Below are 24,903 nucleotides of genomic sequence, written 5' to 3' on the forward strand. Positions count from 1 at the left end.
CCTTCGGCCAACTTCGATTATTCGACCCGGCCGCAATAGACGTCCAGTGCGGCAAGCGCCACCGCCGCTCCGGCATCCGCCGTGCCAAACCCCGGCATGGCGATCGTCCTGCCGAGTTTGATATCCTTGGGAAGTGCAACTTTCACCGGCTTGCGAGAGAGATTGAAGACGAACAGAAGCGTCTCGTCGCCCTTGGAGCGTGTGAAGGCGAGGACATCTTCTGCCGTGTCGAGGAAGGTCATGTCGCCGTCGCGCAAGGCCGAATGTTCGGCGCGGAAGGCCAGTGTCTGCCGATAGTGGTGCAGCACCGAATCTTCGTCGGCCTCCTGCTTGTCGACCGCGAGCGCCGCATGCTGATAGGGTACCGGCAGCCATGACTTGTCGGCGGTGGTGAAGCCGGCATGGGCGCGGCTCGCTTCCCAGGGCATCGGCGTGCGGCAGCCGTCGCGTCCCTTGAAGGCCGGCCAGAAGCGAATGCCGTAGGGATCGCGCAGATCCTCGAAGGCAAGCTCCGCCTCGGGCAGGCCGAGCTCTTCGCCCTGATAGAGGCAAATCGAGCCGCGCAGGGTTGATAGCAGCGAGATCGCGAGCTTCGCGACGCGTGGCTGCTCTTCCTCCGTCTCGGCAAAGCGGCTGACATGGCGCTGGACATCATGGTTGGAGAAGGCCCAACAAACCCAGCCGTCGACGACATTATCCTGAAAATCGCCGACACAACGGCGGAAATGCGCCGGGGTGAAATCCGGCCCCAGCAGGTCGAAGGTGTAGCACATATGCAGCTTGTCGCCGCCGCTGGTATAGGCGGCAACGGTCTGCAGCGACCGCGCACCATCCCCCACTTCGCCGACGGTCGCGCGATCCTCATATTGGTCGAGCAACGCCCGGAACCGCTTCAGGAAACCGATATTCTCCGGCTGCGTCTTGTCGTAGAGATGGTTTTGCATCCCGTAAGGGTTGCTCTCGGGGGCATCGAGCCCGCCAGTCGCGACGAGCGCCGGCGGGTTGTCGCGTAGCTTCTTATCGCAAAAATAATAGTTGACCGTATCTAGGCGGAAGCCGTCGACGCCGCGGTCGAGCCAGAATTTCACCGCCGCCAGCACCGCATCCTGAACCTCCGGATTGTGGAAGTTCAGGTCCGGCTGCGAGGTCAGGAAATTGTGCTGGTAATATTGCCGGCGTACGCCATCCCATTCCCAGCCGGGACCGCCGAAGATCGACAGCCAATTGTTCGGCGCCGTGCCGTCCGGCTTCGGATCGGCCCAGACATACCAATCCGCCTTGGGATTGTCGCGGCTTGCACGGCTCTCCACGAACCAGGAATGCCGGTCCGACGTATGCGAGATGACCTGATCGATAATGACCTTGAGCCCCAGCCCATGCGCCGCCGCCATCATCTCGTCGAAATCGGCAAGCGTGCCGAAGATCGGATCGACGTCGCAATACTCGGCGACGTCATAGCCCATATCGGCCATCGGCGAGGTGAAGAACGGCGCCAGCCAGATCGCATCGACCCCAAGTGCGGCAATGTGAGGCAGGCGTCGGGTAATTCCCTTGATGTCGCCGAGCCCGTTGGCATCCGTATCCTGAAACGACCGCGGATAGACCTGATAGATCACGGCCCCGCGCCACCAGTCGGCTCCCGCCGCTTTATTCGTCGATTTCATCAAACCGCCTCGATATCGCACCAGCCCGCTCAGTTTGCACACTCCGCCTCAAGCGGCAAGCCGCAAACAGCCATGCGGCAAACTCGACTACCTGGGCGGGTAAATTCGCGGTATCAATTTTAGAGAATTATCAATATGAAAGTTCACACATGAAGCTCCTGCGTCTTTTAGGGGCTTGAAAGCGACGTCGCTTTCGATAACTTCGCGCATTGACCTGCACGTACAGGTCACCTGCGGATCAAAAACACCCTTGTAAAACAAGGACAATAACTCCAGAAAGGTGGGAAAACATATGGCGCATATCACCAGAAAATTTATCGCTGCGGCTTTCGTCAGCACGATATTGAGCGTTTCCGCGCATGCCGCGACCCTCAATATCCACAACGGCGGCGACCCGACTTCGCTCGATCCGCAAAAAATTTCCGGCGATTGGGAGAACCGCATCGACGGCGATATCTTCGAAGGGCTGGTGACCGAAGATCCTAAGGACAACCCAATTCCCGGCCAGGCTGCAAGCTGGACCATTTCGCCCGACCAGAAGGTCTACACCTTCAAGCTTCGCGACGGCATCAAGTGGTCTGACGGTCAGCCGGTGACGGCTCAGGACTTCGTCTTTGCTTTCCAGCGCCTGATGGATCCGAAGACCGCCGCGCAGTACGCCTATCTGCAATACACGATCAGGAACGCGGAAAAGATCAACAAGGGTGAGATCAAGGATCTGACCCAGCTCGGCGTCAAGGCGATCGACGACAAGACTCTCGAAATCACGCTTGAGAACCCCACCCCCTACTTTCTCAACGCCTTGATGCACTACACGGCCTATCCGCTGCCGAAACACGTCGTCGAAGCCAAGGGCGACCAGTGGGTCAAGATCGGCAACATCGTCACCAACGGCGCCTACAAGCCAACCGAATGGGTGCCTGGTTCGCATGTCAGCATGGTCAAGAGCGACCAGTATTACGGCGCCAAGGACATCAAGATCGACAACGTCAACTATTACACGCTAGAAGATCAGGCTGCCGCCCTGAAGCGCTACCGTGCTGGCGAATTCGATATTCTGACCTCGTTCCCCGCCGATCAGTATGAGTGGATCCAGAAGAACCTCCCCGGTCAGGCGCATGTGGTGCCGTTCCTTGGCACCTATTACTACGTCATGAACGCCGCCAAGCCGCCCTTCAACGACAAGCGCGTCCGCCAGGCGCTCTCCATGGCCGTCAACCGCGAAGTCATCGGCCCGAAGATCCTCGGCACCGGCGAACTGCCGATGTATTCCTGGGTGCCGCCGGGCACGGCCAATTACGGCGAACCGGCCTATGTCAGCTGGAAGGACGAGCCCTATAAACAGAAGGTCGAAGAAGCAAAGAAGCTCTTGAAGGAAGCCGGCTTCGGCCCCGATCATCCACTGAAGGCACAACTTCGCTACAACACCAACGACAACCACAAGCGCATCGCCGTTGCGATCGCCGCCATGTGGAAGCCGCTCGGCGTCGATATCGAGCTCTACAACACCGAAACCAAGGTGCATTACGATGAAATGCAGCGCGGCGAGGTGCAGATCGGCCGTGCCGGCTGGCTTGCCGACTACAACGACCCGATCAACTTCCTGAACCTGCTCTCCACCGGCGTGGAAATGAACTACGGCCGCTGGAGCAACAAGGACTACGATGCTCTGATCAAGCAGGGCAACGAAGAAATCGACCTGAAGAAGCGCGCCGAAATCTACAAGAAGGCCGAGCAACTGGCCCTCGATGACAGCGCCGCGATCCCGATCTACTATTACGTTTCCCAGAACATCGTCGCCCCGAAGGTCCAGGGCTTCGTCGACAATATCCAGGACATCCATCGCACGCGCTGGCTGTCGGTCAAAGAATAATTGGGAACAGGCTCCCTCCCGGACACAACCGGGAGGGAGCCGTCTAAGATCATGTTTGGCTATGCTCTCCGTCGTTTGCTGTCGACAATCCCTGTCTTGTGGATTGCCGTGACAGTGTGTTTTTTCATTTTGCGCCTCGCTCCCGGCGGCCCCTTCGATGGCGAAAGGCCATTGCCGCCGGAAGTCAAAGCCAACCTCGCGGCTCACTACAACCTCGATAAGCCTCTGGTTGAGCAATACCTGATCTATGTCGGCGACGTCATGAAGGGCGACCTTGGCCCCTCCTTCGCCAATCAGGACTTCACCGTCACCCAGCAGATCATGTCCGGCTTTCCCTATACGCTGACCATCGGCGGCACCGCCTTCGTGCTCGCGACTGTCGTCGGCGTATTGATAGGCTGTCTTGGGGCGCTCTATCAAAACCGCAGCGCCGATTACTGGCTGGGCGGCGGCCTGCTGATCGGCCTCGTCATGCCGAACTTCCTTATTGCCCCGATCCTCCAGCTCGTCTTCGGCAATACGCTCGGATGGCTGCCAGTCGGCGGCTGGGGCGATGGCTCGATCAAGTTCCTGATCTTGCCTATCGTCGTCCTGACCCTGCCGCACGCTGCCCGTATTTCGCGCCTGATGCGCGGCTCAATGATAGAGGTGATGGGCCAGAACTTCATCCGCACGGCCAAGGCCAAGGGTATCGGTCCGCGGTTGACGGTTATGCGGCACGCATTGAAGCCGGCCTTGATGCCCGTCGTGTCCTATCTCGGACCGGCGGCCAGCTACCTGCTCACCGGTTCGCTGGTCGTCGAAAGCATTTTCGGCCTGCCCGGCGTCGGCCGCTATTTCGTCGGCGCGGCGCTCAACCGCGACTACGGCATGGTCCTCGGCACGGTCATTTTCTACATGGTCCTGATCGTGGTCCTCAACCTGCTGGTCGACATCGCGTATGCCTGGCTCGATCCGAAAGTGAGAATGCGATGATCCTCAATTCCGCCAAGAGAGAATTGCTGGAAGCGGAATTGCTTTCGGCAGAGGGGCTCGCACCCAAAGGGCGTTCCCTAACCGGCGATGCGATGCGTCGCCTGCTCCGCAACAAGGCCGCGGCACTGTCGTTGGTCGTACTGACAGTACTGGTTCTGGTCGCTATATTCGGCCCGTATTTCCTGCCGTTCAACTACGAGGATCCGGACTGGAATTCGTTTCGAGGTGCGCCGGACTTTGCTGCTGGCCACTATTTCGGCACCGACGGCAATGGTCGTGATCTATTGTCGCGTACCCTCTATGGCACGCGGGTCTCGCTGACCGTTGCCCTGGTGGCAACCCTCGTTTCGGTCATCATCGGTGTGCTCTATGGCGCCGTTGCCGGCTATTTCGGCGGCCGTGTCGATGCAATCATGATGCGCTTCGTCGATATCATGTACGCCCTGCCCTACGTCCTCTTCGTCATCCTGCTGATGGTGATCTTCGGCCGTAACGTCTATCTGCTGTTTGCGGCGATCGGCGCGCTCGAGTGGCTCACCATGGCCCGTATCGTGCGCGGCCAGACCCTCTCGATCAAGCAGCGGGAGTTCATCGAAGCCGCAAGGGCCTCCGGGCAACGATCGTTCAAGATCATCCTAAAGCACATCGTGCCGAACCTCGTCGGTCCGGTCGTCATCTACGCGACGCTCACCATCCCGGAAATCATCGCGACGGAAAGCTTCCTCTCCTATCTCGGCTTCGGCGTTCAGGAGCCGCTGACATCGCTCGGTACGCTGATTGCCGAAGGCTCCGCCGGCATGGAGACGACGCCCTGGCTGCTGTTCTTCCCGGCCGGATTCCTGGTCGCGCTGCTGATGAGCCTACTCTTCATCGGCGATGGCCTGCGCGACGCATTCGATCCGAAGGATCGCTGACATGACAGAAACACTTCTCGAACTCAAAGACTACTCCATCACCTTCCGCACGCCGGAAGGCGAGGTGGCGGCCGTCTCGAAAATGAACCTCAAGATCGGCCGCGGCGAGCGCATCGCCATCGTCGGCGAATCCGGCTCCGGCAAGAGCCAGACCTTCCTCGGCCTGATGGGCCTGCTCGCCAAGAACGGCCGCACCAGCGGCCAGGCGCTGCTCGACGGCAAGGACCTGCTGACGCTGAAACAGCGCGAACTCGACCATGTGCGCGGCAAGGACATGGCCATGGTCTTCCAGGACCCGATGACCGCGCTCAACCCGTCGCTGCGCATATCGCGGCAGTTGACGGAACAGCTCGAGGTTCACGGCGGGCTTTCGGCGCGCGCGGCTTCGGCTGCGGCGCTCGATATGCTGAAACGCGTCGGCATTCCCGACCCGACGCGCCGCTTCAATCTCTATCCGCACGAGCTTTCGGGCGGCATGCGCCAGCGCATCGTCATCGCCATGGCGCTGCTCACCAAGCCGAAACTCCTCATCGCCGACGAGCCGACAACCGCGCTGGACGTGACGATCCAGGCACAGATCCTCGATCTCTTCAACGAGCTGACGGCGGAAATGCACACGGCGCTCGTCATGATCACTCATGACCTTGGCGTCGTTGCCGGCCTCGCCGATCGCGTCGCCGTTATGTATGCCGGCCGCATCGTAGAGGAGGCGCCAGTCGAGGAGCTGTTCGAAAGCCCGGCCCATCCCTATACGGCAGCGCTTCACGCCGCGATCCCGCGGCCCGACCAGGATGTCGACGATCTCGCCGTCATCCCGGGACGGCCGCCGAACCTGATGCACCTGCCGCGCGGCTGCTCCTTCTCGCCGCGCTGCGCGCATGTCCAGGACGACTGTCTGGACGCGGCGCCACCGCTCGATCCGCTCGCGCCGCGTCGCTGCGCGGCCTGCTTCCACCCCCTTTCGGCTGACCAGGAACGGAGCCGCGTCCATGGCTGAACAAACCCTTCTGAAGGTCGAGCATCTGACCACCGAATTCGAACTGCCGTCGAAATCCCTCTTCAAGCCGCCGCTGGTACTGACGGCGGTCAACGACGTCAGCTTCGAGCTGAAGACCGGCCGCACGCTCGGCATCGTCGGCGAGTCCGGCTGCGGCAAGTCCACGCTCGGCCGCTCCATCCTGCGGCTGATCAGGGCGCAGAAAGGCCGCATCCTCTGGCAGGGCGGCAATCTCCTCGATCTCTCCGATGAGGAGATGCGTGCCGCCCGCCGCGACATGCAGATCATCTTCCAGGATCCAATCGCCTCGCTCGACCCGCGCATGACCGTCGGCGACATCATCGCCGAGCCGCTCACGGTCTTCGAACCGAAACTGACACGCGCGCAGCGGCAGGATCGCGTTCGCGAAATCATGGCCGCTGTCGGTCTCGTTCCCGAGATGATCAATCGTTACCCGCATGAGTTCTCAGGCGGACAGGCGCAGCGCATCGGCATTGCCCGCGCGGTCATCACCCGGCCGAAACTCATCATCTGCGACGAGCCGGTTTCGGCGCTCGACGTCTCGATCCAGGGGCAGGTCATCACGCTCCTGCGCCGCTTGCGCAAGGAATTCGGCCTGACCCTGATCTTCATCAGCCACGATCTTTCCGTCGTGCGCCTGATCTCGGACGATGTGCTGGTGCTCTATCTCGGCAAGGTGGTGGAAGCGGGCGAAGCCGCGACGGTCTTCGACCATCCGGCTCATCCCTATACGCAGGCATTGTTCTCTGCCGCCCCCATCCCCGACCCGAAGCTGGCGCGGGGCCGCGAGCGCATCCGCCTCCAGGGCGATCCGCCCTCGCCGCTCAATCCGCCGCCGGGCTGCGTCTTCTCGCCCCGCTGCTGGAAGGCGACGGATGTCTGCCGCACGAAGATGCCGCCGACCGAGCATGTGCGCCCGGGCCAGACGGCCGCCTGCTATCATATGGACCGGCCCTAACATCGCAAAAGTGGATGGCGGCTGCCGCCGTCCGCCTTGCTCCAGCCGCGGCTTGCGGGTATGCAGCACCAGGACAAAATGCAGGAGGAAGTCTTGGGCGGGCGTTTTCTATCGATCGGCGAATGCATGGTGGAATTGTCGCAGGCCGATGACGGACACCTGCGCAAGGGCTTTGCCGGCGATACCTTCAACACCGCCTGGTACGCCCGCGCCTGCCTGCCGAAAGACTGGTCGATCGACTATTTTACCGCGCTCGGCGACGACGCCATGTCGGACGAAATGATCGCTTTCATGTCCCGCGCCGGCATCGGCACGGCAAGCATCCGCCGCCTTCGCGGCAAGACGCCCGGCCTCTACATGATCAATCTGAAGGACGGCGAACGCTCTTTCAGCTATTGGCGCGACAGCTCCGCCGCCCGCCAGCTCGCCGCCGATGGCGACGCCTTGCGCACGGCAATCGAGGCATCCGACGTCCTTTATTTCTCTGGCATCACGCTGGCGATCCTCCAACGCGAAGACGCCTTCACCCTGCTGGCGGAACTGCGCCGTGCCAAGGCGGCCGGCAAGCTCGTCGCCTTTGATCCGAACCTGCGCCCGCGCCTGTGGTCGAGCCTGGACGCCATGCACACCATGATTGCGGAAGGCGCGCGCGCCGCAACACTCGTCATGCCGAGCTTTGACGACGAGGCCGTGCATTTCGGCGACGATTCCATTGCCACGACCATTCGCCGCTACCGGCAGCATGGTGCCAACATGATCGTCGTCAAGAACGGTGCGGAAGGTGCGACCATCGGCGAGGGTACCGACGAGACGCTTGTCCCCGCGGTCAAGGTCGCCAAGGTCGTCGATACCACCAGCGCCGGCGACAGCTTCAACGGTGCATTTCTGGCGCATTATCTGCAGCATCAGGATGCGGTTGCCGCCGCCGGCTTCGCCGCCGAAATCGCGGCAAAGGTCATTCGTGAATATGGCGCGCTCGTTTCTCCCCAGAAGCTGAAAGTCGCCAAATAAACACTGTAATATTTCCATCATGGACAGCCCCCACAATAAGGTGGGCGCGGGAATCATGTTTGAAGCACCGCAATCGCTGGCACCGTCATCATGAGGATGTGGTGCGGATGGACTGTTTTGGGCATGTTGCAACGCTTGTCGGACATCGATCAAACCACCTGGAACCAGGCGGCGACACCTGTCGCAGTACCTGAACGGCTGCTCATCGTCAGCGATGCCTGGCATCCGCAGGTCAACGGCGTCGTCCGCTCGATTGAGAACACCAATCGCGAACTGACCCGCATGGGGATCGAAGTCTCCATGATTACGCCCGACGGATTTCGCAACATTCCCTGCCCTACCTACCCCGAAATCCGGCTCTCGATTGCCAGCTATCGCAAGGTTGCCTCGAGAATAGAAGCGATACGGCCGACCTATGTGCATATCGCGACGGAAGGTCCCCTCGGGCTCACGGCGCGGCGCTGGTGCGTGCGAAACGCCATGCCCTTTTCCACGAGCTATCACACCCGCTTTCCCGAATATGTGTCCGCTCGCCTGCCGATACCGCAAAGCTGGCTCTATGCTTTCGTCAAATGGTTTCACAACGCCGGCTACGGCTGCATGGTGGCAACACCAAGTCTCGCAAACGAGCTCAGGCAGCGTGGTATCCACAATCTTCTGCCCTGGAGCCGCGGCATCGACTCCTCTCTCTTTCGGCCGCAACCTCAGGAAGACAATCCCTTCGGCCTGTCCCGCCCGATTTTCATGACCGTCGGCCGCGTGGCGCTCGAAAAAAACCTGCCCGCCTTTCTCGATCTCGACCTGCCGGGGTCCAAGGTGGTCGTTGGCGACGGGCCTGCGCGCGCGGAACTGCAGAAGCTCTATCCCGATGTGCATTTTCTGGGAGCGAAGTTCGGCGAGGAGCTGGCATACGCCTATTCCCAGGCCGACGTCTTTGTCTTTCCGTCAAAGACCGACACGTTCGGCAACGCCATTCTGGAAGCGCTTGCCAGCGCCGTTCCGGTCGCTGCCTATCCCGTCACCGGCCCTGCGGATATTCTCGCCGGCGACAGGGCAGCCGGCGTCGTGGATGCGGATCTGGCAACTGCCTGCCTTGCCGCCCTCTCCTGCTCGCGCGAGGCCGCCCGTTCCCTGGCGCTCAGCTATTCCTGGGAAGCCGCCACCACGCAGTTCATCGGCAACGTCCGGATCGCCAACCATCGGGGCCGGGCTCACAGGCATTGAGCCTTGGTTGCGCTCAAATTCGATGTTGAATTTCCTGTCACCTTGCGCCAGATAATTGATGACGTCCATATGCGGTCGCAACCCGGTCCTCTGGCCGGCGGTCCTCATTGTGCCTGCCATGGAGGAGAACATGGCGACAGGGCTTCGAAGAGCGCCTCCTCCGAGCTCGGCTTTTCAAAACCAGAAGAAATCCGTAGCCCTAGCGCCTTTTTAGGTGTACAATTATTTATCGCACGACTTACATAAGACTTCTCAGGGAGGACTTGAGATGACCGACGACCTGTTAAAGCTGGATAACTTCATCTGCTTCGCCCTCTATTCGGCGAACCACGCCATGAATCGGCTGTACAAGCCCATGCTTGATGCGCTGAACCTTACCTATCCGCAGTATCTCGTCATGGTGACGTTATGGGAAGAAGATGGCCAGACCGTCGGTGGTATCGGTGAAAAGCTGTTCCTTGAATCGAGCACGCTGACGCCGCTTTTGAAGCGCCTTGAGGCCGCCGGCTTCATTCATCGCATCCGCAGCAAGGAAGATGAGCGCCAAGTGCTGATCCACCTCACCACCGAAGGCAAGGCGCTGAAAAAAAAGGCGGCGACCGTCCCTCCATGCATTCTGGATGCTACGGAGCAGACGCCTGCCGAACTGGCTCGTCTGAAGGCGGAAATCACGATGCTGCGCGAGGCGCTCAGCAAGAACGCAGCCTGAGCGAAGCCACTCCGCCCGGCGGGGCGTTCAAGAAAATTACCGCTTCTTCTTGTTCTCGTAAGGATTTTCCGACGTACGGAAATGGATGCGAATGGGCACGCCGGGCATGGCGAAATCCGTGCGCAAGCCGTTGATCAGATAGCGGACATAGGATTCCGGCAGCGCATCGGAGCGCGTGCAGGAAATCATGAAGGCCGGAGGCCGTGCCTTCACCTGCGTCATGTACTTCAGTTTGATACGACGGCCGGAAACCGCCGGTGGCGGATGCTGGACCTGCTGCGTCTCCAGCCAGCGATTGAGACGGGCGGTCGACACGCGCTTGTTCCAGACCTTGTCGGTATCGACGATCGCCTGCATCAAACGGTCCAACCCTTCGCCGGTCTGGCCGGCAATCGGTATGGCGCGAATGCCGCGCGCCTGCGGCAGCAGCCGGTCGGTCTTTTCGCGCAGATCGGCAAGCACCGCCTGGCGATCCTCGATCATGTCCCACTTGTTGAAGGCAAGCACGGCGGCGCGGCCTTCGCGGATCACGAGATCGACGATCTGAAGATCCTGCTTCTCGAAGGGAATGGTCGCATCGAAGACGATGACGACGGTTTCGGCAAAACGGATGGCGCGCAGCGCATCGGCAACGGAGAGCTTCTCGAGCTTTTCGATGACCTTCGCCTTGCGGCGCATGCCGGCCGTGTCGAACATCTTCACGGTGCGGCCGCGCCAGCTCCAGTCGACGGAGATGGAATCGCGGGTAATCCCGGCTTCCGGGCCGGTCAGCAGCCTGTCCTCGCCAAGGAAGCGGTTGATGAGCGTCGACTTGCCGGCATTCGGGCGGCCGACGATCGCAACGCGCAGCGGACGCGTCTCGTCATAGACAGGCTCTTCGTCGATCTCCTCGCCATCCTCGCCGATGCCAGGACGCGGAATGCTGACATTCGTTTGCGCCTCGTCTTCTTCCGGCGGAAAGGCGCGTTCATGGCCGAGCGTCTCGACGATCGCGTCGCGCAGATCCATCATGCCCTGGCCGTGTTCGGCCGAGATCGGGCAAGGCTCGCCAAGACCGAGCGTATAGGCGTCATAGAAGCCGCTATCGGAACCGCGTGCTTCGGATTTGTTGGCGACGAGCACCACGGGCCGGCCGCGCTTGCGCAGCATTTCGGCGAGCGTCTTATCGACATGGGTCAGGCCCATCTTGGCATCGACGACGAATAGCGTCAGATCGGCCTCGTCGATCGCCGCTTCCGTCTGCGCGCGCATGCGGCCCTGAAGCGATTCATCCTGGGCCTCTTCAAGACCGGCGGTATCGACGATGTGGAAACGCAGATCGATCAGCTTGGCGTCACCGGGGCGGCGGTCACGCGTGACGCCCGGCGTATCGTCGACGAGCGCCAGCTTCTTGCCAACCAGGCGGTTGAACAGCGTGGACTTGCCGACATTCGGGCGACCGACGATCGCGACCGTGAAACTCATTGAGTGATCCTTCAGCCTTTTGCGACCGGAGCCTTGCCGGATGCCGTAATGAGATCGAGCAGCATCTGGGCACGGTTGGCAACGTTGCGCGGGCTCTGCGGATCGTCGACGATCGCCTGGAACCACTGGCGGGACTTGGCGAAATCGCCGGCCTTATAGGCAGCAAGGCCGAGAACGTCGCGCGCGGAATGGCGGAAAGCATCCGCCGGCACCGCCAGCTCCTGTGCCTCGGCGGCAACCTGATCGTAAGTGCCGGTGTCGACAAGAAGATAGGCGGCACGCAGGCGCGCTGCATCGCGGACGACGACGGGAATATCCGTCTGCTTGCCGATCGCGGAGAACGTGGCGATGGCGCCGGCCTTGTCGCCCTTTTGCGCCTGCAGCGTCGCCGCGCGCAGACGTGCGAGCAAGGGATAGGAACCAGGGCCGCTCTTTTCGATCGTTGCCAGCGCAGCGAGCGCTTCGTCCGTCTTGTTCTGATCGGCCAGCGTCAAAGCGGCGATAAACTGATCGCCGCCGCTACCGGCCTGATTGCCTGCCCAATAGCGATAGCCGCTATAGGCCGCGGTGCCGAGAACGATAAGCACGGCCCCGCCGATGATCAGCCTGCCAAAACGGCGCCATACGAACCGTAGCTGGTCCGAACGCAGTTCCTCGTTCACCTCGCGGATGAAGCTATCGTCATTGAATGCCATTCTCGTCTCCGGCCCAGGCCAAATTATACCAGAAGCTTAGAGCATGATGCCGAAAAGTGTCAGCGGTTTTCGGGCGATATCACGCTCTATCTATTAAATTCCGAGAGCAGCTTCAGATTTCAGGTCGATCTGACCTGAAATCATCCGGCTCTACCATTAGTGGGGCCTTCTACTCCATTTTGCGGCTGATGTAAGGGGGAACGGCAGAAATCGTCACATAACGAGCGGCGAAACCCCGATAATCCACGCATGAAGCTTCCAAATGATCAAAGCCCAGACAATGGCGCCGATGACAACAGCGTAGAGATCGTATTTCGCCGAGACGAACGGACGCAGGGTGATTTCGCCGGCGCGCTCGCGCCGCTTCAGCGAAATGCGAAGGATCACGCCCCAGGCGAGGAAAGCGGCAAAGAGCAGCATCGCTGCGCCGTCGCCATTGGAGAGCAGGTGCGCCAAGGCCCAGATCTTCACGGACAGCACCATCGGATGCTTCGTCCTGACGGCGATATGCCCCGCCGGCAGCAGCGAGGCGGTGAGACAGATCATCGCGAACAGCATCAGCAGGATGGTGATATGGCTCATCCAGAAAGGCGGCGACCAGATCGGCGTCATGTCGCGCGCCTGGCCGAAGCCGTAAACGAGGATAATCAGGGTTACGATGCTTGCGATCGAATAGGCGATTTTCCAGCCGGATTCACCGAGGCTTGCGATCATCGAGCTTCGCAAGCCTGGAGCGACGACGCGGATCAGATGGATGCCGAGAAAGAGAACAATACCAAGAATAAGCAATGCCATGAATGAAGTCCCCTACGGTCTTGTAAATGACATCCTTATCGGCTGTGGCAAAAAAATGCCAGCATCACCGCAGCTTCGCCTTATTTACACGAAAGGAAGGAGGCCATCTGGAGCACGCCATCCGATAGCGCGGATCGACCTTCGCAAACTCGTGCTCGATCAAATCAATATTCGGTGCCCATGTTTCGTTTAGCTACCTGTTTCTCCGTCGCGTTTTCTCTTGTTCTTCCCGCTGCAGCTTATGCGGATGGCAAGCCCAAGCAGCTCGTCATGATTTCCTTCGACGGCGCGCACGACAATGCGCTCTGGACCAGGAGCCGTGAGATCGCTTCGCGCAACGGCGCCCATTTCACCTATTTCCTGTCCTGCACATTCCTGATGAACAAGGCACAGGCCAAGGCCTATCAAGGGCCGAAGCAGCGTCCCGGCAAATCCAACGTCGGCTTCGCCAAGAGCGAAGACGATGTGCGCACCCGCATCGCCAATATCTGGGGCGCCCATCTGGAGGGTCACGATATTTCCAGCCATGCCTGCGGCCATTTCGACGGCAAGGGCTGGAGTGCGGCCGACTGGAGCCAGGAATTCACGAATGCGCGCATTGCGCTTCGCGATGCCTGGAAGAATGTCGGCCTTGCCGACAAGGAGCCGCAAGGCTGGGAAGATTTCGCCACGAACGGCGTCAAGGGGTTCCGCGCGCCCTACCTCTCCACTAGCGACGGTCTCGTGCCGGCGGAGAAGGAGACGGGCTTCCAGTATGATGCAAGCCTCGTCACCAAGGGGCCTGCCCTGCCGCAGGTGATCGACGGCATTTATCGTTTCGGCCTGCCCTTGATCCCCGAAGGTCCGGAACATCGCCTGGTCATCGGCATGGACTACAATCTCTACGTCCGCCATTCGAAGGGCGCCGAGGACAAGGCGAATGCCAAGACCTATGAGGACCGCACTTTCGACGCCTTCGAAGCCGCCTTCAACAAACAATATGATGGCGAACGCATCCCTTTGCAGCTCGGCTTCCATTTCGTCGAGATGAACGACGGCGCCTATTGGCGCGCGCTGGACCGCTTCGTCAGCGATGTCTGCCACAAGCAGGACGTCGCCTGCGTCAGCTATTCCGAAGCCATCCCGCTGATCGCCGCCAGAGGCAAGTCCCAGCAGGGGTGAGGAGCGGTCGGGCAGAGCCCGAGCAATCGACCCAGTGGGTCGATTGCAGCGACGAACGCCCTGAGCCAAGGCGAAGGGCCGGCGGTGCGGCAAACGGAAGTCCTTCCGTTACCCTACAAGCCACCGAATTGCTGCTTCCCTGCCATTATCGTGATTGAAAAGGCCCCGTTCCCGGGACCTTGTTTCTTTCATCAGCCGTCCGCGTGGATGACACCCGCTTCGCGCTCCAGATAGGTCTGGTCGATCGTCGGCAAAGGCTCGTCGTCAATGGCCGCCTCGAAGGCTTTCAGACGCTTATGGATCGACAGGAGCTCGATGATCGTTGTCCAGGAGCTGACGAGATACTGGAAGGAATTGCTGACCTGACCGAAAGCCGTAGCGATCTGCTGCCAGATGCCGAGCGTGATCTTGTGTGCGACGAAAGTCGGCACCAGCACGAAGTAGAGGAAGATCGCGTCGAGCTGACCGTAGGAATAGCGCGCCACATTGAAATACGCATAATGGAAATACATGCGGAAATAGTTGCGGCGGACGTTGGAGAAGAGTTCCTTCACAGTGGGGGGCTGCGCACGGTCGTCGCGATCCTCGCCGTAGACAAGTTCCTTTCGATAGGCCGCCTCGACACGCTGATTGCGGAAGTTCAGCCCCGGAAGCTTGATCCCGAAGAGTGCAAGCAGGAAGGTTCCGAACACCGACCAGATCAGCGCCAGCCAGACGAGCGAGTACGGAATTGCGCCAATGATTGGCAGATCAGTCACATATTTCGACAGTTCCAGCAGGATCGGCAGGAAGACAATGAGTGTCATGACAGAGCCGATCAGGCTGACGCCGAGCCCTTCTAGATTGGTCGCAAAGCGCATCGTGTCTTCCTGGACACGCTGCGATGCGCCTTCGATGTGTCGAAGCTTCTCCCATTTCGACATGTAGAAATTGTTCATCGCCCAACGCCAGCGGAAGAGATAGTGGCTCAGGAAAAACGATGAAACGACGCTGACAGCTACGCCCACCAGACCGAGCTGCGTGAACGCCCACAGCAATCCATAGAAATCCCCATCCGTAACGCCGGGCTTTCCGCCGAGCGCATTTTGCAGGAGATCAAAGAAAGGCCGGCGCCATACGTTTACCGCTACGTCGATCTGAACACCAAAATAGGTGATAAAGACGATGAAAGCAGAGCCCCACACGGACCAGGCGATCCAAGGGTTGCTCTTCGAAACCGCGTGCCAAAAGCCGCAAAAGACGGCGGCGCAGAGAATAAAGTAAAGGTAAAACACTAAATTAGTGGGAGCAACAAAGAAGGCCGCTCCGACCGGTTGCTGTTCTTCCGATAGCGGCGGATAGCCCATGGACGCCACGACATGCGCGCCGGCAAAATACCACAGGAACACACAGACGAGCGCCCAGATGACCGCTGAGGAAAAAAACAATCTCGGATTCGGGAAGAAAGAATGGAACACGACGGTTAGGCTTCCTATTGGTTCGGACGACCACGAATGACGTCAATTTGCGGGGAGCCTAGGACAGTTCGCCAATAGCGGCAACCGCCAGGGCCTATTCTTACGTAGATGTAATCGCTTATCCCATGATCGTGATGCAGTTGTTCAGCATCGAATTTTCACCCATTGGGTGAATTCCCTCCCCATATGGGCGTATTTTCCATCGAACCCTCCCATTTCGAAGCCACCCCTCTTGCAGAATACTATCTTACGATATATATCTTACGACATGACGAACGATATAAACTCTCACACTTCACAAGGAGAAACGATATGAGAGGTTTCAGAGATCGCATGTTTGGAGATAGCTTTGACATCGTCGAGGCATATATCCTACGACATGGTCGAGGCCGTGAATCACATGGCGAGCACAGGAGAGACTTCATGAGAGGCTTCAAGGGCGGCATGTTCGGCGGCGGGTTTCGCACCGGACGCAAGTTCGATGCGGCCGACCTGCAGCTCATCATCCTCGCCCTGCTTTCCGAGCAGCCGCGCCACGGCTATGAACTGATCAAGACCTTCGAAGAGCGCTCCGGCGGCTTCTACGTGCCGAGCCCGGGCGTCATCTATCCCGCCCTCACCTATCTCGAAGAGACCGGTCAGGCCGAAGTCGAGGCGGCTGGCACGAAGAAACTCTACCGCATCACCGAAAGCGGCCAGAAACGCGTCGATGATAACCATGATCTGGTGGAGGCAACGTTTGCCAAGCTTAGCGCCATCGGCGAGAAGATGGCCCGCGTCCGGCAGGTTTTCGGCGGCGAAGACGAGGACGAGCGTGACAATCCGTTCGACCGTCACGGCACCGGCGACGTGCATCGCGCCCGCCACCTGCTGCGCTCAGCGCTTCGCTCGAAATTCCCGTGGAGCAAGGCCGAAGGCGCGCGCATCGCGGCAATCCTCGAGCGGGCCGCCGCCGATATCATCCGCGGCGAAACAAAAACCCAGGAAGACCCGAAGTCCGGCGATTGAACCGCGGCGTCACTTGTCCGGCAATGTCAGGACGATGGGCCCGTTGCGGGTGGCGATGATCGTGTGTTCGTACTGGACCGTTGGCGCCTGCGGTTCGGCATAGAGCGTCCACGCATCGTCGCCCCCCTCCGCCCAGCTCGCGCCGAGCGAGAGAAACGGTTCAACGGTGAAGACCAGGCCATCATCTATGATCCGGGTCTCGTCGGGGTCCGCCCAGGTGGAAACCTCGGCGGGCTCTTCATGCAAAGAGCGGCCGATGCCATGGCTGGCGAGATTGGCGATCAGCGTGTAGCGGTTCTTCTGCGCGAAGGCACCGACCGCCTGCCCGATCTTCGCAAGCGGCGCGCCACTGCGCACCTGATTGAGGCCGACCCAGAGAGCCCGCTTGCCGTCGCGACAAAGGCGCTCGATCTTCGGCTTGACCGGCGGCACGGCAAAGGATGCGCCGGTATCGGAAAAGAAGCCGTCCTTCTCGGCCGAAACGTCGAGATTGACCAGGTCCCCCGCCTGGATCACGCGCGGGCCGGGAATGCCGTGCGCCACTTCCTCGTTGACGCTGATGCAGGTCGCGCCAGGAAACTTGTAGACCAATTCCGGTGCCGATTGCGCACCGGCATCCTCCAGCACCTTGCGGCCGATCGCGTCCAGCTCCAGCGTGGTGATGCCCGGTTCGAGCGCGGCGGCCATGGCCTGCAACGCATTGGCGCAGATGCGGCCGATATCTTTCAGCTTGGTCAGTTCTTCTTCGGTCGAAACGATCATTTGCGGCTTCCGGCACCCTCTCTCTCAGCAACGGTTTGGCGAGAGGCTCAAAGTCGCTTTCGCCCCTTCCCTTTGCGCAGTCAACGCTTTTCTGGGGTCTTTCCGAGGCTTTCTGGCAGATAGCGCAAATTTGGAGTTCCGAAAAAGGTCACGAGCGCGGCTCGTCCGACAGCAATGCCCAGCGCTCGTGATCGCACCAGACGCCGCCGATCTTCAGATATTTGGGCGAGAACCCTTCCTTCCGGAAGCCCAACCGCTCGACCAGCGCGATCGAGGGGTAGTTGCCCGGCTGGATATTGGCCTCCAGCCGATGCAGGCCGATAGCATCGAAACCATGCGCCACAGCCAGACGAACCGCCTCCGTCATGAAGCCCTTGCCGGCAAAACCGACCATGCCGTGATAGCCGAGAAAGGCACTGCGGAAACCGCCCCAAACCATCTGGCTGATATTGACGACGCCGACGATCCCGCCGGAGCTGGGATCGCGCGCCACCAGACCCAAATTCGGTCCCGTGACCGTCTGGCCGAACCATGCGTCGAAACCGTCACGATCGAGAAAGGGATAGGCCCAGGGTACATGATGGGCGCGGCTGGCGATGTTGGCGGCGATCAGCTCGTCCGCGTCCGATTGCCTGACCGGTGCGATGATCACTTGCGGCATGGCTCGCTCCCCTCTCCAAAGCAATTCCAGGAAAAGTGTGCAGCGGTTTTCCCGGAATTGCGCAGAAACAGACAGATAGAGCACCTCGGCATCTCCATGGAATACCGAGGTGCTCTGGATGAGCGAGCCTTAGCAAATCGAATCCGGAATCAAAAGCTTCGATCAAAGAACGGAATCATTTTGCGAACGCCTTCATAGCGAAGATAAAGTCCGCCCCAGGCGATCACGCCGAGATAGACGCCGAATAGCAGATGCGAGAAGATCGGACTGCCGACCCGTAGGTGCGTCGCGATTGCGCCGCCGAGCAGGCCTGTCAGTAGGATGGCGCCGAGAACCGAAGTTCTCGGGATCGCATAGAGAACGGCGCAGCCGAGCGTGATGACGCCGAGCAGCCGTGCGAGCGCCGGATCGGCCGAATAGCCGAGTGCCGCCATCGTCTCCGTGACGACAGGAAGCGGAACGAGCTTGATCACGCCGTCGAACAACAGGAAGGCAATGACCAGTCCGCTGAGGATCATGCCCGCCACGCGCTGAGCCCGCGTGACCGAAGGCATGGATGAATCGACTGCATAAGACATGTTCGTATCCCCCGGAATTGACTAGGAAATTCAGATCTTGGCCGCCAGCGCGGCGAGCTGATCGGCGCACTGGCTCCATCCCTGATGGAAACCCATCTTCTCATGCGCTTCTCGATCCTCGGCCGACCAGTGCAGGACAGTCGCGGTATAGCGCGTCTTGCCACCGCCGAGATCGTCGAGCTGGATCGTCACGACCATGAAAGGCTTGGCCGAGGGAACCCAGGCGCTGGTGAAGGCGTCCGTGAAAACGATCCGCTCGTTCGGAACGACTTCGAGATAAACGCCGTTGCCCGGATAATCCTCGCCTTCAGGACTGCGCATCGTGACCGAGCTCGAACCGCCCGCACGAGCATCGATGCTGGCGGCGGACACCGTCCACGGTCGCGGCGCGAACCACTGCTTTAACAGCTCCTCCTCCGTCCAGCAGCGGAAGATCTTGTCGCGCGGCGCATCGATGATGCGGGTCAGCGAAAGTTCATGGCGCTGGGTTTGCTCGGTCATGGTCCTCTTCCTCTTTTAGTTTGACGCGACCTGCGCGGCCTATACTCCAACGACGTTCGTAACCATCGTTTCCCGACAACGCAGACACAAATTTTCCGATTATTTTGCAGCCGCAAGAGCATCCGCGTTCAGACGATCGAGCTGATGGCGGATATGGGCTGCCTCGGCGGGCGAGCGGGCAAGCGCGATGGCCCTGTCGAAGGCGACACGTGCCTCCTGCGAACGGCCCAGCTGTGCAAGCAGGCCGCCCCTCACCCCATGAAAATAGAAATAGCTGTCGAGCTGCGCTTCCAGCGTCGCAATCAGCGCCAGAGCCGCCTCCGGCCCCTTCAGTTTGGAGAGCGCGACCGAGCGATTGAGCGTGACGACGGGAGACGGCGTCAGCCTCTCCAGCATTTGATAGAGAAGGTTGATCTCCTCCCAGTCCGTATCGACTTCCCGTTTTGCTCGGGAATGCAGCGCCGCGATTGCCGCCTGCACCTGGTAGGGACCAGGCCGACGATGACGGATCGCCTTGTCGAGCAGCGCCAGCGCCTCGTCGATCAGCGTCCGGTCCCAACGCAAGCGGTCCTGGTCTTCCAGCAAGATGATCTGTCCGTCCGCATCGAACCGCGCATCCTTGCGCGATTGCTGCAAGAGCATCAACGCCAGCAGCGCCATGGTCTCCGGTTCGGAGGGAAAGATCCGCAACAGCAGCCGGCCAAGCCGGATCGCCTCGTCGGCGAAGGCGGCAGCCTCGCGATGCGTACCGCCGGCCGAATAGCCTTCGTTATATATGAGGTAGATCATGGCGCTGACGAGCGCCAGCCGTTCGCTGCGCTCGACCGCGCCCGGTGTCTCGAAAGCAACGCCGGCGGCCGCCACACGCGCTTTCGCTCGCGTAATGCGCTGCTCCATCGCACTGTCACTAACGAGGAAGGCACGGGCGATCTGCTGCACCGAAAGGCCGGAGACGATGCGCAGCGCCAGGGCGATCTGCTGCGTCGCCGGCAAATCCGGATGGCAGCAGATGAACAGCAACCTCAAAATATCATCGCGATAGCCGGAGCCATCGAGCCGTTCGGCCAGATCGCTCTCGGCATCGCTCGTATCGGAGATCGCCTCCTCGTCCGGCAGGCTCTGCAATTTCGCCTGTTTGCGCACGGTATCGATGCCGCTGTTGCGGCCGACGAAGATCAGCCAGGCAATGGGATCACGCGGCGGCCCTTTGTCGGGCCAGGTCTTCAAAGCTCGGAGGCAGGACTCCTGAAAGGCCTCCTCGGCAATATCGAGATTGCGGAAATAGCGCAGCAGCGCCCCGAGCACCTGCGGCCGGGCATTGGTGAGCGCGATGTCGATCCAGGCAATATCCGTCATGTCGCAACCGCTCCTGGCCGGAAGACGTAAAGCGGGCGGATTTCATAGGAGCCGACACCGGGATTGGCCGCGGCAAGCTCCTTCGAGAAATCAATGGCTTCGTCGAGGGTTTCGAAATCGACCACATAGAAACCGAGCAACTGCTCTTTCGTTTCCGCAAAGGGACCGTCGATGACGATCGGTTCGTTCTTGCCCTTGCGCAAGGTCGTTGCCGCCGTCGTCGGCATCAGTCGCGCCACCGGGCCAAGCTTGCCGGCCTGTCTTAGCGGCTCCTGCACGGCAATCAGCCGCGCCATGGTTGTCTCCTCCTGCTCCTTGGACCAGGCGAATACGGTATCTTCGTCGTTGTAGCATAGGATCGCATAGAGCATGAGGATTCCCTTCTCCCTTTAAAGACGAAGGAATATCATCCGGACCGACAGGCTACGTCAAAAAAATATTGCAGCAGGCGGTCAGGCCTTGCCGCGCCGGATCACCAAGGTCCCGGCCCTCGCGTCGAGTTCCGCGACAGCGCCGATCAACGCACTTGCCGGACGATCGCCATGCCCAAGCGGCAAACCGCCGAGGATCGGCACATTCAGCGCCGTCAAATGCTCGCGCAGGATATCGATCACCGAATAAGGACGATCGAACTCGAAGTCGGTAAACTGGCCAATGGCGACACCTGTCAGACCATCCAGATGCCCCGCCTTGCGCAGCATCGTCATCTGCCGGTCCACCTGACCGGGATACAGGCCGATCGCTTCGAGCAATAGAATTTCGCCGTGCAGATCCGGCAACGCCCAGCCGGCGGATGTGGCCACCATATCGAGATTGCCGCCGATCAGCCGGCCTTTGGCCACACCGTCTGTCGTCAGCCGCGAGGTCGGCTCTTCCGGGCGCCCGGCAATGATGATGTCCTCGGTTGCCATCAACGCCTGCCGCAGCGAGTCATGCGTGTAAGGGCTGACACCGTCTTCATTTGGCCCGATAGAAAACGCGCCGTGAATGCCGACCTGATGACAATGCCTCAGCAAGCTCAAATGCAATGCGGTGATATCGCTGAAGCCGATGACGAATTTCGGGTTGCGCCGCGCCGCTTCAAAATCCAGCTGATCGGCAATTCGATAAGATCCTTTGCCGCCACGCGTGGCGAAGATCGCCCCAACACCGGGATCGCGAAGCGCGGCGTTGAGATCCGACAGCCGCTCTTCATCGGTGCCGGCAAGATAATTCCACTTGCGGAAGACGTGTTCGCCGAAGTCGACGCTCAATCCCCAGCCTTTCAGGATTTCGGCATGCTTCTGAACCCTGTCCCTATCGGGCGAGCTTGCGGGCGACACAAAGCGCACCTTGTCGCCCGGCCGCAATGGCGGCGGCATTGATATCCGACTGGTCTCTGTGCGATCGAGTGATTCCATGCTGCGATCTTGGCATGGAATCATCGCATGCGTCAGCCGCCGGCAGTCCTTTAGCTCAAGGATGGATTGACAGCCCCTGCCGTTATCGGCGCAGGCCGCTTGACATCGGCTTCGATCGCCCGACCGGTCCTCGCCTTGCCGGTCCACAGCGGCAGACCGATGGATTGCGAAACGCCCGGATCCGAGGTGAACACTGGATAGCCCCGTTGGATCAGCCGTTCGAGAACTTCGCGGTCCTTGCGGACATGGAGGCGGGCGAGATTTTCCGTGTTGTAGACATGCCCGCCGGAATCGGGATTGATGCCGGTGATGATCACTTCGGTTGCGCCGTTATAGAGCGCGAACAGGACGGCGTTGATGCCGTTGGAGCATTTGTCGTCAGCGCCGAGTTCGCTGCACTTCACCCCGCCGACCCGGTCCAGCAGCGCCATGCGCTTGTAGCGATCGACGATTTCAAGCTTGTCGTAGCCGTAATTGAAGGCTCTCAGCCCGTCTTCCAGCCGTCGACGTTCCTTCCGCCACAGCAGCACATAGAGCATCTTCGTTCGTTCGCCGTTCAGAACGCGGCGCACCTCGACGGCATTGGTGTTCGTGCCTTCGATCTGGTTGAACTGAACGAGCGTCACGTCGGGCGCCTCTATTCCCCAGCCCTTCGTCACCGTCTGCGATCCGTTGATGGTGATCACCCGGAAGCTCTTGTCGAAATCCGCCGGCTTGTTCGACACTGGCGCCGATCCGACGACAAGAACAGGCCCATCGAACCGCTCGGCCAGCACCGGGGGCCTCGGTCGGGTCAGATGATACTTGATCTGCCGGTAAAAGTGTTTCTTCAGTTCGCTAAATTGAGCAGCCATTATCCCGTCGTCGTCTCTCAGAAGGCATTCATTCCAAAGGGAAAAACTTTCAAAGATGGCTCGGAACATCCCCTCCGAACCACGAACGGCGTGAGTATCGCTGCGTGCCCTTATATAAGCAAAATAAAGAAATCTTACACGGCATAACCTAAGGTGAGCGGCGCATCATGGCGATCGCCTCTACCGTGCACTCAAAGTGCGCGACACCGCGTTCTTCCACCCCTTCATTTTCGTATTTCGCGTCTTGTCATCCATTTCAGGCTCGAACCGCCGGTCTCGCGCCCATGCCTTGGCGAAGCCGGTGCGATCCGGCCAGACGCCGGCGCGGCTGCCGGCAAGCCAGGCAGCACCGAGCGCGGTCGTTTCCAGAATGGTCGGACGGTCGACCGGCGCATTGAGCAGATCGGCAAGACGCTGCATCGTCCAGTCGGAAGCGACCATGCCGCCATCGACGCGCAGCACCGTGTCCTGCCCGCTGCCATTGCGCCAATCCTTGTGCATCGCATCCAGAAGGTCGCGCGACTGATAGCAGACGGCTTCCAGCGCTGCCCTGACAATTTCTTCCGGTCCGGTATTGCGCGTGAGGCCGAAGATCGCGCCGCGGGCATCCGGATCCCAGTAAGGCGCGCCAAGACCGGTGAAGGCCGGCACGAGATAGATCTCCTGCAGCGGATCGGCCTTGGCTGCGAGTTCGCCGGAATCCGAAGCGCGCTGGATGGCCTTCAGGCCATCGCGCAGCCACTGCACCGCGGCGCCCGCGATGAAGATCGATCCTTCGAGCGCATAAGTCGTCTCACCGTTCAGCCGGTAGGCGATGGTGGTCAGCAGGCGGTTCTTCGAGCGCACCATGTCCGCGCCGGTATTGAGCAACGCGAAGCAGCCCGTGCCATAGGTGGATTTCATCATGCCGCGTTCGAAGCAGGCCTGGCCGATCGTCGCCGCCTGCTGGTCGCCGGCAACGCCGAGGATCGGGATTTCGGCACCGAAGAGCGAGGGATCGGTCACGCCGAAATCGGCGGCGCAATCCTTCACCTCTGGCAGCATCGCAGCGGGGACCTGCAGAATATCCAGCAGCTCTTCGTCCCATTCGTTGGCGCCGATATTGTACATGAGCGTCCGCGAGGCGTTGGTGGCATCGGTAACGAAGCTTTTGCCCCCGGTCAGCCGCCAGATCAGGAACGTATCGACGGTGCCGAAGCAGAGGCCGCCCCTGGCAGCGCGGGCACGGGCGCCCTTCACATTGGTCAGCAGCCAGGAGAGCTTGGTGCCGGAGAAATAGGGATCGAGCAGCAGGCCGGTGCGGCGAGTGAAGAGCTTTTCCAGGTCCTGGCGCTTGAGCTTCTCGCAATAGCTTGCCGTGCGGCGATCCTGCCAGACGATGGCATTGTGGATCGGCTTGCCTGTCTCGCGATCCCAGACGACGACGGTCTCGCGCTGATTGGTGATGCCGAGGGCTGCAATATCCTTGGCGGTTATGCCTGCGGCCTCGATCGCCTTGCGGACGGTGACGAGGACAGACGACCAGATCTCCTCTGGATCGTGCTCGACCCAGCCGGGCTTCGGATAATACTGAGTGAATTCCTTTTGCCCGACACCGGCAACCTTCATCTTGCCGTCGAAAACGATAGCCCGCGTCGACGTCGTTCCCTGATCGATCGCCAAGACATAACCGCTCATGCGTTCCTCCCGCTAATGCATCCCGAAACAACAGATACGCGAGCAAAACGAATGTGAAAAGAAAGCAAAACGAAATTTTTCGCTGAAGGAAGCGCTTTCCTGTTCACAGCATCGTGGGTCAAGGTGCCGCAAAAGGGACTTGCAGCAATGCGATTGCCATATCCGCGGGTTTGGGACTACAGCGCCGC

At 60.3% G+C, this 24,903-nt stretch carries 24 protein-coding genes; 10 read left to right on the forward strand and 14 right to left on the reverse strand.

Annotated features, from left to right (window positions below):
- Positions 1–17 precede the first annotated feature (17 nt).
- A complete protein-coding gene (locus HGP12_RS03850) occupies positions 18–1,664 on the reverse strand; it encodes an alpha-glucosidase family protein (protein ID WP_168838534.1) in 1,647 nt (548 codons plus the stop codon).
- A 292-nt stretch (positions 1,665–1,956) separates the two neighbouring features.
- Here HGP12_RS03850 and HGP12_RS03855 point away from each other — a divergent pair, with 292 nt between their 5' ends.
- The 8 genes from HGP12_RS03855 (at position 1,957) to HGP12_RS03890 (ending at position 10,346) form a co-directional block, all read left to right on the forward strand.
- Entirely contained in the window at positions 1,957–3,537 is a 1,581-nt protein-coding gene (locus tag HGP12_RS03855) for a peptide ABC transporter substrate-binding protein (protein ID WP_168838533.1), read from the forward strand.
- 51 nt (positions 3,538–3,588) lie between these two features.
- Complete coding sequence (locus HGP12_RS03860) at positions 3,589–4,512, forward strand: ABC transporter permease subunit (protein WP_168838532.1); 924 nt, start codon at positions 3,589–3,591, stop codon at positions 4,510–4,512.
- A complete protein-coding gene (locus HGP12_RS03865; RefSeq protein ID WP_168838531.1) occupies positions 4,509–5,426 on the forward strand; it encodes an ABC transporter permease in 918 nt (305 codons plus the stop codon). The genes HGP12_RS03860 and HGP12_RS03865 overlap by 4 nt, the downstream gene beginning before the upstream one ends.
- A gap of 1 nt (position 5,427) precedes the next feature.
- Positions 5,428–6,423: an ABC transporter ATP-binding protein gene (locus tag HGP12_RS03870; protein ID WP_168838530.1), complete on the forward strand. Its 996-nt coding sequence runs from the start codon at positions 5,428–5,430 to the stop codon at positions 6,421–6,423.
- Complete coding sequence (locus HGP12_RS03875) at positions 6,416–7,402, forward strand: ABC transporter ATP-binding protein (RefSeq protein ID WP_168838529.1); 987 nt, start codon at positions 6,416–6,418, stop codon at positions 7,400–7,402. Before HGP12_RS03870 ends, HGP12_RS03875 begins: the two co-directional genes overlap by 8 nt.
- Before the next feature lie 93 nt (positions 7,403–7,495).
- Complete coding sequence (locus HGP12_RS03880; protein WP_168838528.1) at positions 7,496–8,413, forward strand: sugar kinase; 918 nt, start codon at positions 7,496–7,498, stop codon at positions 8,411–8,413.
- 123 nt (positions 8,414–8,536) lie between these two features.
- On the forward strand, positions 8,537–9,637 hold the full coding sequence (locus HGP12_RS03885; protein WP_168838527.1) for a glycosyltransferase family 1 protein: 1,101 nt from the start codon (positions 8,537–8,539) through the stop codon (positions 9,635–9,637).
- A gap of 268 nt (positions 9,638–9,905) precedes the next feature.
- Positions 9,906–10,346, forward strand: coding sequence for a MarR family winged helix-turn-helix transcriptional regulator (locus tag HGP12_RS03890; RefSeq protein WP_168838526.1), 441 nt, complete (start codon positions 9,906–9,908; stop codon positions 10,344–10,346).
- A 36-nt stretch (positions 10,347–10,382) separates the two neighbouring features.
- Here HGP12_RS03890 and der read toward each other — a convergent pair whose 3' ends face one another.
- The 3 genes from der to HGP12_RS03905 all read right to left on the reverse strand — a co-directional run bounded on the left by der (position 10,383) and on the right by HGP12_RS03905 (position 13,300).
- Positions 10,383–11,810 (reverse strand): ribosome biogenesis GTPase Der, encoded by a 1,428-nt coding sequence (gene der, locus HGP12_RS03895; protein ID WP_168838525.1) that lies wholly within the window; start codon positions 11,808–11,810, stop codon positions 10,383–10,385.
- A gap of 11 nt (positions 11,811–11,821) precedes the next feature.
- Positions 11,822–12,505 carry a tetratricopeptide repeat protein gene (locus tag HGP12_RS03900; RefSeq protein ID WP_168838524.1) on the reverse strand — a complete coding sequence of 228 codons (684 nt, stop codon included), beginning with the start codon at positions 12,503–12,505 and terminating at the stop codon, positions 11,822–11,824.
- 213 nt (positions 12,506–12,718) lie between these two features.
- Positions 12,719–13,300 carry an NnrU family protein gene (locus HGP12_RS03905; protein WP_168838523.1) on the reverse strand — a complete coding sequence of 194 codons (582 nt, stop codon included), beginning with the start codon at positions 13,298–13,300 and terminating at the stop codon, positions 12,719–12,721.
- Positions 13,301–13,480: 180 nt separating this feature from the next.
- On the opposite strand from HGP12_RS03905, the gene HGP12_RS03910 reads away from it, so the two are divergent.
- Positions 13,481–14,461, forward strand: a complete 981-nt coding sequence (locus HGP12_RS03910) for a polysaccharide deacetylase (RefSeq protein WP_168838522.1) — start codon at positions 13,481–13,483, stop codon at positions 14,459–14,461.
- Between the two features lie 191 nt (positions 14,462–14,652).
- On the opposite strand, the gene sbmA is transcribed toward HGP12_RS03910, so the two are convergent.
- Complete coding sequence (gene sbmA / locus HGP12_RS03915; RefSeq protein WP_168838521.1) at positions 14,653–15,918, reverse strand: peptide antibiotic transporter SbmA; 1,266 nt, start codon at positions 15,916–15,918, stop codon at positions 14,653–14,655.
- Positions 15,919–16,341: 423 nt separating this feature from the next.
- Here sbmA and HGP12_RS03920 point away from each other — a divergent pair, with 423 nt between their 5' ends.
- Positions 16,342–16,926, forward strand: a complete 585-nt coding sequence (locus tag HGP12_RS03920; RefSeq protein ID WP_168838520.1) for a PadR family transcriptional regulator — start codon at positions 16,342–16,344, stop codon at positions 16,924–16,926.
- Positions 16,927–16,935: 9 nt separating this feature from the next.
- Here the strand turns inward: HGP12_RS03920 and map are convergent, their stop codons facing one another.
- From map to glpK, 9 genes are all read right to left on the reverse strand, one after another.
- On the reverse strand, positions 16,936–17,688 hold the full coding sequence (map, locus tag HGP12_RS03925) for a type I methionyl aminopeptidase (RefSeq protein ID WP_168838519.1): 753 nt from the start codon (positions 17,686–17,688) through the stop codon (positions 16,936–16,938).
- A 148-nt stretch (positions 17,689–17,836) separates the two neighbouring features.
- Positions 17,837–18,349, reverse strand: coding sequence for a GNAT family N-acetyltransferase (locus HGP12_RS03930; protein WP_168838518.1), 513 nt, complete (start codon positions 18,347–18,349; stop codon positions 17,837–17,839).
- A gap of 149 nt (positions 18,350–18,498) precedes the next feature.
- On the reverse strand, positions 18,499–18,927 hold the full coding sequence (locus tag HGP12_RS03935; RefSeq protein ID WP_168838517.1) for a DoxX family protein: 429 nt from the start codon (positions 18,925–18,927) through the stop codon (positions 18,499–18,501).
- Between the two features lie 30 nt (positions 18,928–18,957).
- Positions 18,958–19,428, reverse strand: a complete 471-nt coding sequence (locus HGP12_RS03940; RefSeq protein ID WP_168838516.1) for an SRPBCC family protein — start codon at positions 19,426–19,428, stop codon at positions 18,958–18,960.
- A 99-nt stretch (positions 19,429–19,527) separates the two neighbouring features.
- Positions 19,528–20,784, reverse strand: coding sequence for an RNA polymerase sigma factor (locus tag HGP12_RS03945; RefSeq protein ID WP_168838515.1), 1,257 nt, complete (start codon positions 20,782–20,784; stop codon positions 19,528–19,530).
- Positions 20,781–21,155: a YciI family protein gene (locus HGP12_RS03950; RefSeq protein ID WP_168838514.1), complete on the reverse strand. Its 375-nt coding sequence runs from the start codon at positions 21,153–21,155 to the stop codon at positions 20,781–20,783. The genes HGP12_RS03945 and HGP12_RS03950 overlap by 4 nt, the downstream gene beginning before the upstream one ends.
- A gap of 81 nt (positions 21,156–21,236) precedes the next feature.
- Positions 21,237–22,184, reverse strand: coding sequence for an LD-carboxypeptidase (locus HGP12_RS03955; protein ID WP_246703247.1), 948 nt, complete (start codon positions 22,182–22,184; stop codon positions 21,237–21,239).
- Positions 22,185–22,234: 50 nt separating this feature from the next.
- Complete coding sequence (locus HGP12_RS03960) at positions 22,235–23,038, reverse strand: membrane-anchored protein (RefSeq protein WP_168838513.1); 804 nt, start codon at positions 23,036–23,038, stop codon at positions 22,235–22,237.
- Between the two features lie 180 nt (positions 23,039–23,218).
- Positions 23,219–24,715 carry a glycerol kinase GlpK gene (glpK, locus tag HGP12_RS03965; protein WP_168838512.1) on the reverse strand — a complete coding sequence of 499 codons (1,497 nt, stop codon included), beginning with the start codon at positions 24,713–24,715 and terminating at the stop codon, positions 23,219–23,221.
- Positions 24,716–24,903 lie beyond the last annotated feature (188 nt).

Origin of the sequence: Rhizobium sp. P28RR-XV (assembly GCF_012641385.1) — a bacterium.
Taxonomy (GTDB): Bacteria; Pseudomonadota; Alphaproteobacteria; order Rhizobiales; family Rhizobiaceae; genus Rhizobium.